This is a genomic window from Acinetobacter sp. AG3, from assembly GCF_022343575.1.
In the GTDB taxonomy this organism is placed as follows: Bacteria; Pseudomonadota; Gammaproteobacteria; order Pseudomonadales; family Moraxellaceae; genus Acinetobacter; species Acinetobacter guillouiae.
On record NZ_JAKQZD010000001.1, the window covers coordinates 3930001 to 3945314 of the forward strand.

The window sequence follows — 15314 nt, forward strand, 5'->3', positions numbered from 1 at the left end:
TTCAATAAATTAAATATTCCAAAAAATATTTAAATAAGGGTAAAGATGTATAACGATGCATATTTAGCTGGAGTACTCGACTAAAGCCTAAATGAATTCTGACAGGCTTATGCATATCTTTTAAACACGGAAATTAGAACAAATATAGATGGAGCTAAACATGGTCAGTGCCTATGATCAATTACCACGAACCCCTGCAAACTTTGTAGCATTATCACCTTTACGTTATCTAGAGCGTGCAGCCTACATTTATCCAAATCAAGATGCGATTGTACATGGTGCTCGTCATATCTCTTGGCGTGACACCTATACCCGTTGTCGTCAATTTGCCCATCAATTACAAAATCTGGGGATTCAAAAAAACGATACCGTTTCTGTTCTTTTACCCAATATCCCTGCGATGGTCGAAGCGCATTTTGCAGTCCCTATGGCTGGTGCTGTTTTAAATACGCTGAATACTCGTTTAGATGCCAAAACCATTGCGTTTATGTTAGAGCATGCTGAAACCAAAGTTCTTTTGGTTGACCCTGAGTTTGCGGCTTTGGCTAAAGAAGCGGTAGCGCTTATTGCTCAACAGATCTATATCATTGATGTTGCAGATGAGGAATACGAAAACAATGATGCTACAGCACGTATTGGTCAAATTGAATATGAGGATTGGCTGAAAAGTGGTGATGCAGATTTTGAGTGGCATTTACCTCAGGATGAATGGGATGCGATTAGTCTAAATTATACCTCTGGCACTACAGGCAATCCGAAAGGTGTGGTTTATCACCATCGTGGTGCTTATATCAATGCAGCCAGTAATATCATCGCCTGTGGTATGACACCACGTTGTAAATATTTATGGACACTTCCGCTATTCCATTGCAATGGTTGGTGTTTTGCTTGGACTGTTGCAGCCAATGGCGGTACCAATATCTGCTTACGTAAAATTGATCCTGAGTTGGTTTATCAACTTATTGATCAATACAAAGTTGACTATTTCTGTGGTGCACCGATTGTCTTATCGATGTTGATCAACACCCCGAAAGAACAACAAATTAAATTTGAACATCATGTAGAAGTAATGGTGGCTGGTGCTGCACCGCCTGCAGCAATTATTGAAGGAATGCATCATATTGGTATTCAAGTCAATCATGTCTATGGTCTCACTGAAACTTATGGCCCTTCTGCATTATGTGCATCTCAAGCAGGTTGGAGTGACCTGTCTATTCAAGAGCAAGCACAATTACACTCGCGCCAAGGTGTACCTTATCCATTACAAGATGGTATGCGTGTGTTGGATGCTGAAACGATGCAACCTGTGCCTAATGATGGCAAGACCATGGGAGAAATTATGTTCCGTGGCAACATTGTCATGAAAGGTTATTTAAAAAATACCAAAGCCACAGAAGAAGCCTTTAAAGGTGGCTGGTTTCATACTGGTGATTTAGCGGTTTGCCAGCCCGATGGTTATGCAAAAATTATGGACCGTTCAAAAGACATCATTATTTCAGGTGGTGAAAATATCTCATCTTTAGAAGTTGAAGAGGTTCTTTATACTCATCCTGCAATTATGACTGCGGCAGTGGTTGCGCAACCCGATCCACGTTGGCAAGAAGTTCCTTGTGCCTTTATAGAACTTAAACAAGGTGCAGAAACCACACCTGAAGAGGTGATTGAATTCTGCAAACAGCATTTGGCACGCTTTAAAGTCCCTAAAAGTGTAGTGATTTGTGAGATTCCAAAAACATCGACAGGTAAATTACAAAAATTTATCTTACGTGACTGGGCAAAAGAGCGCTCAGTGGGTGAATTTAATTAGTCTACCTGTTTGAATGATCCAATTTACCTTCCTCTTCCCAGTAAAAATAAATGACTGTTTTTATTTAGAAGGTCATACTGGCGAGTAAGGTAAATTGATGAAAGAGTGAGATAAATTGGTGAAAGAGAGCGGTAAATGGGTGAAAATAGGCTTAAAACGTTAATTTCTCATTTCTCGACTTCATTTTAGAAATTATGCTTTTCTTGTCGCTTATTGATAGCACCATTAAAACTTTTTGATCATTTAAACATAGCAAACGATGAATAAACTTCGTACAGAAATAGAACCCGATTTTGAAACAGCACAACAACATTACCCGCTCGTACTCAAATTGATTGCTAATTGCCTAGGGTCTATTGACAATTCGTCTATGTTTGCGACTACGTGTGTTTTTTAGGCGATACTAGGCGCGAAATACGAAATTTAGTCATTCTAAATGAGTAGTTCGTAACGACGTAGCGGCAAAAAACACGCTAGTCCCGAAGGGTTGTGGCTAAAATTATCTCAGCCTTCGTTATGAAACTCGAAAATAGTCTCGCTATTCTCTTCGTTTCATGCCTTGCCTGCTCAATTTTAACCTACAACGCAAGCCATTTATGAAATAGCAACAGACCCTAAACTATTGCGATGAGTTTGGTGATGAAGATTCGCTTGAATATCAAAAACTCAGTGAAAAGCTCACAGAAATTACCAGTAAAGACATTTCTCAATATGATCTTTGGGAGTGGTGGGAAGCCGAAGGCATCGAAAATTTAAGCTTTGATATTTGCCTACCTGAGCCTAAAATCATCCACAATATTTCAAAACAAGAACTTACTGAAATCGTCCAGCGGATTAAAAGCTCAGATTTTCATACTCAACATGCAAATGAATTCATCAATGTTTTTACCTCCGCACCATTTTCTCAGGCGGGTATTTCTATAACTTTTTAAAACTCAATTTTAAAGCATTTAAGCATCAATTGTTTCAACGCAATAAAGATCAAACAGGACGATACTTTGAATATTCGGTAGAAGACATTGTGGATCGGCTTTGGGGCGAGTGATTGCCATAAAAATATCATCATTAAAAAGTATGCAGTGCGTCTATTGGTTTAAATCATTTAGAGTCATATTGCATTTAAACACTAAAAACATTCTCAATATCTGTAGTTTTAACCACACATCCAATCACGTCTCATCCAAGATCAAGTCTACACTTCAATCTTTTCGCTACATTTTAGAAATATAAATGGCATTTCCGTCATATTTTGACTGGCATTTCATTGGACACAAGTTTTTACGATTTTGACTATTTGTATCCTTATTTTTCAATGAAAAGTGTTTACACTCAATGCACTTACAGCTTTCAAGCCTTTTTTTTTTGACTTTACAGTCACAGAGAAATAACCATGAAATACTTGTACGTCACTATAAGATGTTGCACGATGTAGCGGAACAAATATGTGTCATAGAAGACACACGTCGTATTTATGAAGATTATAAATCTGGTTTAACCAGTATTGAGGAAACCGATATGCCACAATACAAAGCACCCTTACGTGATATGCACTTCGTTTTGCATGAATTATTAAATGCTGAAGAACATTACGCGAAACTCCCTGCATTCCAAGAAACCGTAAGCCGTGAATTGATTGATCAATATTTAGAAGCTGGCGCGGATTTCTGTGAAAATGAATTATCTCCACTTAACCAAATCGGTGACAGTGAAGGCTGTAAATGGAATGATGGTGTAGTCACTACACCTACAGGCTTTAAAGCAGCCTATGACAAATATGTAGAATTAGGCTTCCCTTCTCTTTCAGTTCCAGAAGAACATGGCGGTCAAGGTTTACCTGGTTCTTTAGCAACAGCTATTTCCGAAATGGTAGGTGCAGCAAACTGGGCATGGGGTATGTACCCTGGTCTTTCACATGGTGCGGTTCGTACAATCGAGCATCATGGTTCTGCTGAGCAAAAAGCAACATATTTACCTAAACTTGTTTCAGGTGAATGGACTGGTACTATGTGCTTAACAGAATCTCATGCAGGTTCTGACTTAGGCATTATCCGTTCTAAAGCTGAGCCACAAGCAGATGGTAGCTATGCAATCTCTGGCGAGAAAATCTTTATCTCTGCTGGTGAACACGATATGGCGGACAACATCGTTCACATCGTTTTGGCGCGTTTACCAGGTGCTCCTAAAGGCACTAAAGGTATCTCGTTATTCATCGTACCTAAGTTCAATGTAAATGCAGATGGCTCTATTGCAGACCGTAATGCAGTTCGTTGTGGTTCAATCGAACACAAAATGGGTATCCACGGTAACGCAACTTGTGTGATCAATTTTGATAACGCAAAAGGTTTCTTGATTGGACCTGAAAACCGTGGTTTACATGCAATGTTTACCTTCATGAACACTGCACGTATTGGTACTGCTGTTCAAGGTTTAACAGCGTCTGAATCATCTTTCCAAGGTGCACTTGCATATGCGAAAGATCGTTTGGCAATGCGTTCACTTTCTGGTCCTAAAGCACCAGAGAAAGAAGCTGATCCAATCATTGTTCACCCAGCTGTACGTAACATGTTGATGACACAAAAAGCCTTTGCTGAAGGTGGTCGTGCATTGGTTTACTTCTTATCTCAATATGCAGATATCGTAGAGCAAGGTGTTACTGAAGAAGATCGTAAATTTGCCGACAATATCTTGTCATTATTAACACCGATTGCAAAAGCATTCTTAACTGAAACAGGTTCTGAATCAGCGAAGCATGGTGTACAAGTATTTGGTGGTCACGGCTTTATTTCTGAACACGGTATGGAGCAAATTGTACGTGATACGCGTATCTCTTGCTTATACGAAGGTACAACTGAAATCCAAGCACTTGATTTGTTAGGCCGTAAAGTATTGGGTACGCAAGGTGCAATGTTGAAAGACTTCACCAAGATCATCCATAAATTTGCAGAAGCAAACAAAGACAATGCTGACCTGAAAGAATTTGTTGAACCACTTGCTGCTCTTAACAAAGAGTGGGGTGATTTAACCATGCAAATCGGTATGAAAGCTATGCAAAATCCAGATGAAGTAGGCGCAGCTGCGGTTGACTACCTATACTTCTCTGGTTATGTAACGCTTGCATTCTTATGGGCTCGCATGGCGCTTGTTGCTCAACAAAAACTTGCTGAAGGCTCTACTGAAACTGGCTTCTATAATGCAAAAATTAAGACTGCTCGTTTCTACTTCAAGAAAATCTTACCACGCGTTCGTTCACATGTTGATGTGATCGCGGGTGGCTTAGATCCATTGATGTCACTAGATGCTGAAGACTTTGCATTCTAAGTAGAATGCCGAGCTAGGTATTTAAAAAACTGTACTCAAGAGTGCAGAAATAGAGAAAGGACGGTCATAGCTTTGGCAGTCCTTTTTCTTTATAAATAGAGCGTTATTTACTTAGACCATCTAACAACATACATGCTTGTTGGTTAAACTGATCTAAGTCTACAGATTCAAACAATAAACAGGTGAACGAACATGCCAATTTATAATGCGCCACTTGCAGATATGAAATTCATTCTGAATGACGTTTTCAATGCAGAGCAATTCTGGCAAGCCAACGAAAAGCTTGCACATGTTGATGCAGCAACGGCTGAAGCAATTTTAGAAGAAATGGCTAAATTTGCACAAAATGTTACGCTTCCTTTAAACCGTACAGGTGATGAAGAAGGCGCTCATTATGAAAATGGCAAAGTCACGACACCTGCTGGTTTTAAAGAAGCATTCCAACAATACGCTGAAGGCGGTTGGATTGGCCTAGGTGCTGAAGAGGAATGGGGCGGTCAAGCAATGCCAAAAATGCTGACTGTACTTGCAGATGAAATGTTATTTGCTACCAACCCATCATTCATGCTCTACCCGCTTCTCTCTGTTGGTGCGGGTATGGCGTTAAACAGCTATGCATCTCAAGAACAGAAAGAAACCTATTTACCTAAAATCTATTCAGGTGAATGGTCTGGTACGATGTGTTTAACTGAACCTCATGCAGGTACAGATTTAGGGATCATCAAAACTAAAGCTGAACCTAATCAAGATGGTACGTATAACATTACTGGTACTAAAATCTTTATTACTGGTGGTGACCACGATCTTGCTGACAACATCATTCACCTTGTTTTAGCAAAAACACCTGATGCGCCTGCGGGTTCACGTGGTATCTCACTCTTTATCGTGCCTAAATTCCTCGTCAATGCTGATGGCTCATTGGGCGAACGTAATACAGCTGGTCCTGGTTCAATTGAACACAAAATGGGGATCAAAGCGTCTGCAACATGTGTCATGAACTTTGATGCAGCCAAAGGTTTCCTTGTTGGTAAAGAAAATGAAGGGCTTGCAGCTATGTTCGTGATGATGAATTACGAACGTTTGTCTATGGGTATTCAAGGCCTAGGCGCTTCTGAATATGCATACCAAAATGCAGCACAATATGCGACTGATCGCGTACAAGGCCGTAGTGCAACAGGCGTTAAATCTCCAAACAAACCTGCTGACAGCATCCTTGTACATGGTGATGTACGTCGTATGTTACTCAATGCACGTGCCAACAATGAAGCTTCTCGTGCATTTGCAGTCTATGTTGGTCAACAACTCGACATTACTAAATTTTCAACCGATCCTGAAGCTGTAGCGAAGGCAAATAATCGTGTTGCATTATTGACGCCAATTGCCAAAGCCTATTTAACAGACACCGCGTTTAATGCTGCAATCGATGCGCAAATGGTGTTTGGTGGTCATGGCTATATTCGTGAATGGGGCATGGAACAGTGCGTTCGTGACTTACGTATCGCACAAATCTATGAAGGCACCAACGGCGTTCAGTCACAAGATTTAATTGGTCGTAAAACAATTAAATGTAACGGTGAGTTCATTGCTGAATATATTGAAGAGATCCGTGATTTTGCTAATGGTCTAGATACAGACTTAAACTTCATTAAAGATGCGACTTTAGATATTGCAACTGAAGTCGATATGATTACGCAGCATATTTTAGAACGTGCAAAAGAAAATGCTGATTTCGCAAATGCTGCGGCAGTAGAGTATCTGCATGTTGTTGGCTTATTAAGCTTCTCATATATGTTTGCTCGTATTGCCAATGCTGCAAAAAATAAGCAAGGTCAATTCTACCAAGACAAACTTGCATTGACTCATTATTTCATTCAACGCCTCTTGCCTGATTTAAATGCACGTGTCGCTAAAATCAAAGCAGGTGCAGAAGTTATTATGAATTTCAGCGAAGATTATTTTACGAATCAGGCTTAATTTCATCATCAATTGAAATAAGACATAAAACGCCCGATGATTCGGGCGTTTTTTATTTGCAACTGATGCTTTTTTAGAACACCTACTGATCTATATCTCTTGAATGTCATAAAGCCGTTAGGTTTGCTTTTCTATGCATCTTAAAATCAAGGATGGTGCAATTATATCGTGTGGCTATAAAAGTTGATCGCAACATAAATCAAGTAGCATCGTAGAGTATTACCTTGGATAAAACTTCCGAATCGATTCAGCCATCTCTGGAGATTGGTTTTGCAAAGCATTTGCCGCACTTGTGGCATCCACAGGACTGCGATTTTGACTGACTTTAAATTTCCCTACGATTGAATCTATTTCGATTTCAATCGCCACAATTTTTTCTAGTTGCTCTTCGATATAATCATTGGGCGCATCTCCCATTTTCCAAGGTAGCGCCTGTGGTGCTTCATGTTGTCGAGTCAATCGCGCCAAAATACCCCGCAAATATTTTTCATCATCTATTTTTCGAATTGTTCCCTTCACATGCACAACACGATAGTTCCATGTCGGTACTTCCCGATGATGCTCAAATTTTCCGGGATACCAATTCGGTGAAATATAACTTTGTTCAGCATGGAAAATCACATAAGCCGATTGAACCTGTTCTAACACGTTCAATAAAGGATTGGCTTTGGCGATATGCCCACGTAACAATCCAGACTTGCCAGCTGAACGATCCAATTCAAAAGGAATATGATTCGCTTCAATTTCACCATCATAGATAACCATCAAACTTCCCAATGGATTCTTTTCAATTAAATCGAAAAGTTCAGGGAGATTCTCTTGTTTAAAATGAGTAGGAAGATACATGTTTTATTTCCTAATACTCTTTCGAGCCATCTGGGCTGGTTTTAAATATTTCAGGTAATTCAGCATTTTCAGTAAAGGCTTCACCTTTAAAAATATTAACCACTTCAATTTTCCCTATAATTTGCTGATTAAACTCGTCTAGTCGCTCAGCGGGAATCCATAACTCCTGACAAAAGTCATCACCAACCGTATGTATTTCAAACTGAGCCAGATATTCATCACTCAGTTCAAAACGAGTGACATAACCAATATAACCACTTGCTTGATCTTTGGTATTCCAGTCCAAAGCAATTTTTTCAGCATATTTCTGATTTAAAACAGGATAGAAAATAGGTTGCCAATATAATCTTGGTGGGAAATTTTTAAAGCCACTCTTTTCAATCAATTGATATTCAAAAAGCCCAATTGGTCGGTACAAATACATTGTTATTCCTTTAATTGTATTGAAAATAATCTATCTATAGCCTAATCAAAGGAAATGATCAATTTCTTAATTAAATCGTTGTGATTTATTCACTATAAATATTTCACTTTTTTTTCATGTGCATGAAATTTGCATAGTGTTTAATTATAAATAGCGCACGCATATGCCAGTATTGGATTTATTGTTATTGCTCTATTTAGAATTAGGGGCGATAGAGGCTTCTCTATTTTTAGACCAATAAGATGTCTGTGAATATCCTAAATAGATCCTTCAGTTATTCGTGATAACCATACTGAAGAAATCATTGTCCTGTGCAAAAGAGCATAACTAAAAAACGATGAACTTAGACCCATTACTTCATCCAACATCTCTTGCCTGCTTTAAATGCCTCTATTGCTAAAATCAAAACCGATAAGAAGTAATTATGAATTGCAGCTAAAATTAGCTTACCAATCAAGCTTAATCTCATCATCAGCTGAAATAAAACCTCTAAACACCCGATCATTTAGCGTTTGCATATTCAACTCATCTTTAAAAAAATGTGCGAATTCAATTTTTTTATAAGATTATTGAATAACCATTTGTTTTAATACATTAATTGATTGCTCAGCACATGCTAATAATTGTGCCTTACTCACCCCATCCCTTGCCTGTATAGCAATTCCTTGTAATAAAGTCGCGTAATACTCACCCCAGTCATCTGCCTGAATGTCGGGTGGTATTTCCCCCTGTTGCTGTGAATGTATAAATCTGGCTTTTATTTTTTGATGTTTAGCTTGGCGAAGCTCTTTTAACCAAATTACTCTTTTTATATCACGCTCTGAGCATTCCATTGAACAGACCTGTATCAAACATCCCCGACCATTTTCTTGCGTAAAAATATCAATAGCTTGATTAAACATGGATTCAACTGATGAAAGTAAACTTTGTTGTTTTAAAGATTGTTCAATGAAGCCTCCCTCATGTTGGTCATAATAGGTTATGACTTCCCGAAACAATTGTTCTTTTGACCCAAATGCAGCATAAATACTTGCTGCTGATGAATTAAGTCCGCTCATAAGATCGGCCATAGAAGAGCATTCGTATCCATTTTTCCAGAATATATCTTTCGCCAAACGAATTGCTCGTTCTTTATCAAAGACTTTTGGACGCCCTGCCATTTTTAATATCCTATCAAATTGATATTTACTCTTAGAGATTTTAATTTTAGAATGATCATTCTAAAATAAATTAAGAGAAGAATAATGAATTCTATAGGCAAATATCAATGGGCAAAAAAATCAAATGGTTTGTTAACTCAATGGGAAAAAATTCAAATCATAAATATGATTGTTAAATCAGAATTATCTTTAGTATTTGAAAAGCTCAAATTTAAACAATCTGACCTGCTAAAGACCAATCAATTGTTGATTCCTAACAGCCAATTAATTTCAAAAATATTTAAAGATGTTGAACAATTGTACTCACCAGCTTTATTACAACATTGCATTCGGACCTATCATTGGGGACATTTACTCGCTTCTACTGATCAGGTGCATATCGATCTCGAAATACTCTACTTGGCTTCCTTACTTCATGATCTTGGATTAACTTCCCCACATATACATCATGCACAATGTGGTTGCTTTGCGGTTTATGGCGCTGAACAAGCTGATTTATTACTTGATAAAGCTGAAGCGAGTCAGGTTGTAAAAGATATTATTTTTGAAGCAATTGCAGCTCATCTCAACCCGATGGTATTAACTAAAGATTTTAGTGATATCGCAACGTATATTAATCAAGGTGCTTTTTTAGATGTAACGGGTAAACGATTATTTAAAATATCTCCAATTCATCAAAAAGAAATTCTTGCAAAGCATCCAAGAGATCACTTTCTAACAGAAATTATGGAAACAATGCAAAACGTTCACCATTCTGATAGTCGAGCTGGGTTCATGCAATCCGCCTTTATAAGGATGGTTAAGTCTAACCCATTGAATAAGTATTAATCTAAGCAAGTGAAAAGAATAGCCTTGTTCTCTTTCATGTGCATGAAATTTGCATAGTGTTTAATCATAAATAACACAGGCAAATGGAGGATGTTATGAATAAAGATCCACGTATAGAAAAAATAGAAAACCTCCTCGATAAATTGGGCAATATTGCAGTAGAAGCATTTCATTATATTGCGCTGTTTATCATTGGCTGTATGATCGCTTGGTCAGCGGTACATACAATTATTGAAATCTTAACCGTAAAACAATATGCCAGTATTGACGATATTTTATTGTTATTCATCTATTTGGAATTAGGTGCAATGGTGGGGATCTATTTTAAGACCAACCACATGCCTGTACGTTTCTTAATTTATATCGCAATCACCGCACTCACGCGATTACTAATTTCAGATATTCAGCATGACCATAAAGCAGATATGGATTTAGTGATTATCACAGGATCTGTTTTAATTTTAGCTATTGCAATTTTGATCGTGAGATATGCGTCTTGGACATATCCTTCTGTCATTCGCGATAAGCATACTGAAAAATCATTACCTCATGGCAAAACACCACGACCAGAAGATGATGAACTAGCTTAGTCTCTTGTCTTGATTCATACGCTTGCCCTTCTCCCTAAGCAAAATCAAAGTAATACTATATTAAAGTGTAAGACAAAGTGGAGAAGGGACTTTTTTATTGTGTTGAAAATTTAATACATTGCTATTGATCATTTTGCTGCTTTTAAATCACATTCAGCGCTCATTGGGCACTTGTAAATAACGACCATTCTGGAAAATCCAATGCATACCAACCTGTGGGTCAGGTAATCCATAACGTCGCCAATCACTAATTAAGGTATATTGTGAGCTTTCTATATGACCACCCTCACCATTTACATAACCATAACTGCTACCTGAATACTCCGTCCGTGTTGGAAACTGGTGATTATAAATAATCGTCACACCATTTTGTGGTGGATAACTTGGATGTGGGCCATTTGGATGCGGATAGGGCCTATTCGGATAACTTGGGTACGTTGGATAGGGATGCTGGTATTGAGGTCGAACAGGAATCTCCTGTGACATTTGGCGGCCATATTGATCTGTATACTTATAGGTCGTTGTTGGATATTTCTTTTGAGGCCGCTCAACACTGCGATAATTCGCCCAATCTTTAGCGTCTGCCCATGTCATTGTTGAAGTTACTGAAAGCATCAACATCAAGACACTTAAACTGAGTATCTGTTTCATTTCAACCTCCAAACTTGAACGTATACACAACAGCTTAATATATCATTCAAGATAAATAATGGATGAATTACAGTCAAAATTTAATCTTCTTTATTGTTTATACATCAACTTGGGTAAATTCTGACATCAATCTGATAAAATATAATTTTAATCTGATGAGTGCTGTATTGTGGCTGAACTGAGCTTTGACCGTTTACATCAATTTTTTTGCAAAATCCCAAGTGTGCAAGAAGCATTTATTGATAGCTATGGTTCAGATGGCAAACAAGCATGGTGGTTTAAATTTCAAATCAATATTGACCATCCTTTAGCGTGGCAAACTGTACAAGAACTTGGTCACGTTCTAAATTATATTTCTAAAAATGAACGTCTTCCGACTCAGTTTTTACCCGTTTCTCCTCCTCCGTATATGAATGGTGAAGCGAAACAATTTTTAGCTTGGGTGATTCAATGTAACCATGCAGATTTTTCGCCCGATGTGGTGTGTGACTGGTTAGAGGCACGTTTACCAAAACCCGTAGATGATGAAAGTAAATGGAAAATCAAAACTGATTTACATGAGTTAGATCATATTTCAAATAAAGATTTGGATGAGTTAGTGCCACCAAATCCAAAAAACTAAATAGAAAGCGACAGCTAAGCACACATTTCAATTCGTTAACCGCCCCCTTCGCAGCTACAAGCATAGCTTACTTACTTGGAAGGGGGCGGTTTTAAAAATGCTTAACTGATCAACACTAAGGTTGAAGAACTGAGTTTATCTTTTTCGGTTCTTAGATTCAGTTTCAGTACGTTCAGCATCATTATTGGCGCTTTCAATCAAGCCACCTAAATTATTGTTGAACTGGGCTCGCATTTGAATATATGTTTTTAGATTTCTCGCTTTGATCGGATTTTTAGTTGTGCCCTTGCCTGTTTGATACGCTTCTAGGGCTTTACTTTGCGTATCTTCTTCAGATGATCCATTTTCATAAGCTAAAACAGCCCAACGATAATCTTCTGGTTCATCTTCGATGCGTGCCAAATTATCCATTGCATTGACAGATCCTAGTTGAGCAGCTTGTTTAAAATATTTTTGCGCAAGTGCTTCATCATAGCCTTCATTTTCTTCGTTATAGTACCAAACACCGAGATAATTTATTGCATCAGGATCGTTTTGTGCTGCAGCTTTTTTTAAATAAATTAAACCTTTATTAATATCTATTTGTTTTTCATCATCTGACCATAAATAGTCAGATCCAAGTTCTGTTAATGCCACATGATTATTTAATTGCGCAGCTTTTAGATACAAATTCTGCTTATCTTTATCAGCATCTTTTTTTAATGCAAGCATCAAATACGCATCACTTGCCCCTTTGGAAGCTTGTTTTTCATAATGTGCTAAAATTCCATTTTCAAGCAGTTTAATATCCTTCTCTGATAAATATGAGTCAGCAGCATAATTTTCAAGTAATTTTATTTTTGCTCCAATATCACCTTGATTAGAAAGTTTCTGAAGCATTTGAAAATGAGCTAAATCACTGTCTTTATGGTCCTTTTCATACGCAGCTTTCGTCTTGGCACCTATTTTTTTTAGAATATTTTCTGAGCAATTTTGGATACTATACCCCGCCCTTAATAAATCCCCCTGCTGTACTGCTTTATATAACCATTGACACTGTTCATCACTGTAATTCTCAGTCCCTTGGTCTAATGCAAGCACGAATGTACGTATGGCTTCAACATCACCTTGTTCAGCAAGTTTTAAAATTTGTGGACGAATTTTTGTTAGTTTTTGTCTGATATCATTAGAAATACCAAAACCTTCAGCGATACCCGCTTCTAAATCTAATGATAAATATGCGTCAAAATTACCACGTTGAGCCGCTTCCAAACGCAGCTGTTTATATAAATGACTATTTTCAGGTAAAAAACGATAATCTGCTGAATTAGAATAATATTTTGAAAGTAGAAAATAAGCCTCTGCATCACCTTGATCTGCAGCTTGTCTGAATAATTGAATGGCTTTGTCAATATTGATTAAGACCGTTGGACTACCTGTTTGCAATGTTTTTGCTTGAGTGACCAAAGCATTCTCTGCAAAACTTAATGGTGAAATAAACAGACTCAGTGTAAATAATGATTTTAAAAATGATGTTTGTAATGTTTTCATTTAAAGCTCAGCTTTGTTATTAAAAAATCTACCAAGCTTTAAATTATGTACCGAAATCTATTTATTTCGATACATATTTTTTTAATAAATCAAAACGTCGACAAACCACTCCATTCCATAAAACGGTAAACCCCGTATTTAAGTTTTGATTCATCAGCGTATTTGCTGTAATCCACACTCATTTGACGACCATTTAAGTTTGACCAAGCCGTATTAAAATACTGTTCAGCATCGATAAAGACTTGTTGTTGTGGATTGCCAACCACGCGTAAATCAGTTTCCAAATTATAATTTTTTAAATTACGTGCGGTAAAATTGGCTGAACCTAAAATCATTTCCGCAGATTGCGCATTATGCTTTACGATCATCTTACTATGGCACTGCTCACCTTGGGTATTACACCAACGTACATCAATTCCTGCGTCATTTAACTCTGAAGCCACTTGACGGTTTGGGATACCATTTTTTTGACGACCAAATGCATCTTTATTCGGATCAAGCAAAATACGTAATTTCACCCCACGTTGCTTGGCTGCAACTAAACCTTGAACAATTCGGCGCTCTGACAAATAGAACATGGCTAAATCAATTTGATCATTGGCTTTTGCTGACGCCAACATGTTTAAGACCGCATCATAAATTGCTTTTTCAGTGAGTACTTGAACCTGAGGATCATTTGGATTTTCAGGTAGTTTGCCAAATGCAACAAAAGGCGTATCACCTCCCGACATATGAGCGACAGTTTGTTCGGTATTTAAAATATCTGTTGCAGTTGCACCATCAACCATTAATGCGATATTGGAGTGACGTGAGCTACCATCATGAGGATTGGCAGATGTGACGATGGTTTTCCAACCTTCCGCTGTATCGACCACAATGGTTTTACGATGATTGGCTTTAAAATTAAATAAATTTAAATAACTGCGGACTGTAATTTTTTCTTTACCAAATGGATTATTCAGCCAGCCTTTATTTGGGTTATTGCCAATATCCTGACAGCATAAATACCATATCCCAGACCAAGTAGGATTAGATGCGCGGAGTGGTGTTAAATTCGTTTCAATCACGTCAATACCGCCTAAACGTAATTGACGATATTGTTCAGGCTGAATTCCACCATAAACAGAATTGATTGGATCGGTAATAAATTTAATTTCTAAGCTTGGGTTTACAATTTTTTCATTAATCAAGGCTTGGGTTAATTGCTTGGTTAATTCTCGTTGTTGAACTTTAGAATCGCCAACTTCACTGTTAAATAGAAACATATCAATCACAATGGTGGTCTTGGCTTGCTTAATCAGCTGTAACACCTGATCAAAGATATGTTGATCAAGTTGTTGTTTCCCTTGCGCATCAATATAGGTTTCATCGGCAATAAATTTTACATTGGCGTGACGCAATGGTCCGGTAAAATTCAGCCCTTTAGGAAGCGGTTTATAAACATGATAAATCGCAGATGAGAGATATCCTAAGGCCAATATGCCGATAATAATGCCGAAATAACGACGTTTTGACCAATTCAGTTTGTTTTGAATTTTATTGAAGATACGCATAAGAAAAGACC

The 15314-nt window shown here is 37.7% G+C and carries 12 protein-coding genes; 6 read left to right on the plus strand and 6 right to left on the minus strand.

The features are described from left to right. Nucleotides 1–160 precede the first annotated feature (160 nt). From L3V46_RS18330 to L3V46_RS18340, 3 genes are all read left to right on the plus strand, one after another. Nucleotides 161–1807 (plus strand): acyl-CoA synthetase, encoded by a 1647-nt coding sequence (locus tag L3V46_RS18330; RefSeq protein WP_166783149.1) that lies wholly within the window; start codon nt 161–163, stop codon nt 1805–1807. Nucleotides 1808–3322: 1515 nt separating this feature from the next. Further along, nucleotides 3323–5125 carry an acyl-CoA dehydrogenase C-terminal domain-containing protein gene (locus L3V46_RS18335; RefSeq protein ID WP_096735473.1) on the plus strand — a complete coding sequence of 601 codons (1803 nt, stop codon included), beginning with the start codon at nt 3323–3325 and terminating at the stop codon, nt 5123–5125. A gap of 192 nt (nt 5126–5317) precedes the next feature. Next, nucleotides 5318–7099 (plus strand): acyl-CoA dehydrogenase C-terminal domain-containing protein, encoded by a 1782-nt coding sequence (locus tag L3V46_RS18340; protein ID WP_004723090.1) that lies wholly within the window; start codon nt 5318–5320, stop codon nt 7097–7099. Nucleotides 7100–7318: 219 nt separating this feature from the next. Here L3V46_RS18340 and L3V46_RS18345 read toward each other — a convergent pair whose 3' ends face one another. The 3 genes from L3V46_RS18345 to L3V46_RS18355 all read right to left on the minus strand — a co-directional run bounded on the left by L3V46_RS18345 (nt 7319) and on the right by L3V46_RS18355 (nt 9529). Continuing rightward, nucleotides 7319–7945, minus strand: coding sequence for an FMN-binding negative transcriptional regulator (locus L3V46_RS18345; RefSeq protein ID WP_239046439.1), 627 nt, complete (start codon nt 7943–7945; stop codon nt 7319–7321). A 10-nt stretch (nt 7946–7955) separates the two neighbouring features. Continuing rightward, nucleotides 7956–8369 (minus strand): ADP-ribosylation/crystallin J1, encoded by a 414-nt coding sequence (locus tag L3V46_RS18350; RefSeq protein WP_239046440.1) that lies wholly within the window; start codon nt 8367–8369, stop codon nt 7956–7958. 566 nt (nt 8370–8935) lie between these two features. Then, nucleotides 8936–9529: a TetR/AcrR family transcriptional regulator gene (locus L3V46_RS18355; RefSeq protein ID WP_034609951.1), complete on the minus strand. Its 594-nt coding sequence runs from the start codon at nt 9527–9529 to the stop codon at nt 8936–8938. A gap of 129 nt (nt 9530–9658) precedes the next feature. Between L3V46_RS18355 and L3V46_RS18360 the strand changes: the two genes are divergently transcribed. Then, nucleotides 9659–10357, plus strand: coding sequence for an HD domain-containing protein (locus tag L3V46_RS18360; protein ID WP_239046441.1), 699 nt, complete (start codon nt 9659–9661; stop codon nt 10355–10357). A gap of 95 nt (nt 10358–10452) precedes the next feature. Beyond that, nucleotides 10453–10947 carry a phosphate-starvation-inducible PsiE family protein gene (locus L3V46_RS18365; protein ID WP_004723097.1) on the plus strand — a complete coding sequence of 165 codons (495 nt, stop codon included), beginning with the start codon at nt 10453–10455 and terminating at the stop codon, nt 10945–10947. Between the two features lie 153 nt (nt 10948–11100). On the opposite strand, the gene L3V46_RS18370 is transcribed toward L3V46_RS18365, so the two are convergent. Further along, complete coding sequence (locus L3V46_RS18370; protein ID WP_239046442.1) at nt 11101–11598, minus strand: RcnB family protein; 498 nt, start codon at nt 11596–11598, stop codon at nt 11101–11103. Nucleotides 11599–11767: 169 nt separating this feature from the next. Between L3V46_RS18370 and L3V46_RS18375 the strand changes: the two genes are divergently transcribed. Further along, a complete protein-coding gene (locus tag L3V46_RS18375; protein ID WP_004723101.1) occupies nt 11768–12220 on the plus strand; it encodes a hypothetical protein in 453 nt (150 codons plus the stop codon). Between the two features lie 135 nt (nt 12221–12355). On the opposite strand, the gene L3V46_RS18380 is transcribed toward L3V46_RS18375, so the two are convergent. Then, a complete protein-coding gene (locus tag L3V46_RS18380; RefSeq protein ID WP_239046443.1) occupies nt 12356–13750 on the minus strand; it encodes a tetratricopeptide repeat protein in 1395 nt (464 codons plus the stop codon). 89 nt (nt 13751–13839) lie between these two features. Continuing rightward, nucleotides 13840–15303 (minus strand): phospholipase D family protein, encoded by a 1464-nt coding sequence (locus tag L3V46_RS18385; RefSeq protein WP_239046444.1) that lies wholly within the window; start codon nt 15301–15303, stop codon nt 13840–13842. Between the last annotated feature and the right edge of the window lie 11 nt (nt 15304–15314).

Coding starts and splice junctions, on each gene's coding strand:
- L3V46_RS18350 (WP_239046440.1), bottom strand. CDS start 8,369: ATGTATTTGTACCGACCAATTGGGCTTTTTGAATATCAATTGATTGAA.
- L3V46_RS18365 (WP_004723097.1), top strand. CDS start 10,453: ATGAATAAAGATCCACGTATAGAAAAAATAGAAAACCTCCTCGATAAA.
- L3V46_RS18335 (WP_096735473.1), top strand. CDS start 3,323: ATGCCACAATACAAAGCACCCTTACGTGATATGCACTTCGTTTTGCAT.
- L3V46_RS18385 (WP_239046444.1), bottom strand. CDS start 15,303: ATGCGTATCTTCAATAAAATTCAAAACAAACTGAATTGGTCAAAACGT.
- L3V46_RS18345 (WP_239046439.1), bottom strand. CDS start 7,945: ATGTATCTTCCTACTCATTTTAAACAAGAGAATCTCCCTGAACTTTTC.
- L3V46_RS18370 (WP_239046442.1), bottom strand. CDS start 11,598: ATGAAACAGATACTCAGTTTAAGTGTCTTGATGTTGATGCTTTCAGTA.
- L3V46_RS18355 (WP_034609951.1), bottom strand. CDS start 9,529: ATGGCAGGGCGTCCAAAAGTCTTTGATAAAGAACGAGCAATTCGTTTG.
- L3V46_RS18340 (WP_004723090.1), top strand. CDS start 5,318: ATGCCAATTTATAATGCGCCACTTGCAGATATGAAATTCATTCTGAAT.
- L3V46_RS18380 (WP_239046443.1), bottom strand. CDS start 13,750: ATGAAAACATTACAAACATCATTTTTAAAATCATTATTTACACTGAGT.
- L3V46_RS18330 (WP_166783149.1), top strand. CDS start 161: ATGGTCAGTGCCTATGATCAATTACCACGAACCCCTGCAAACTTTGTA.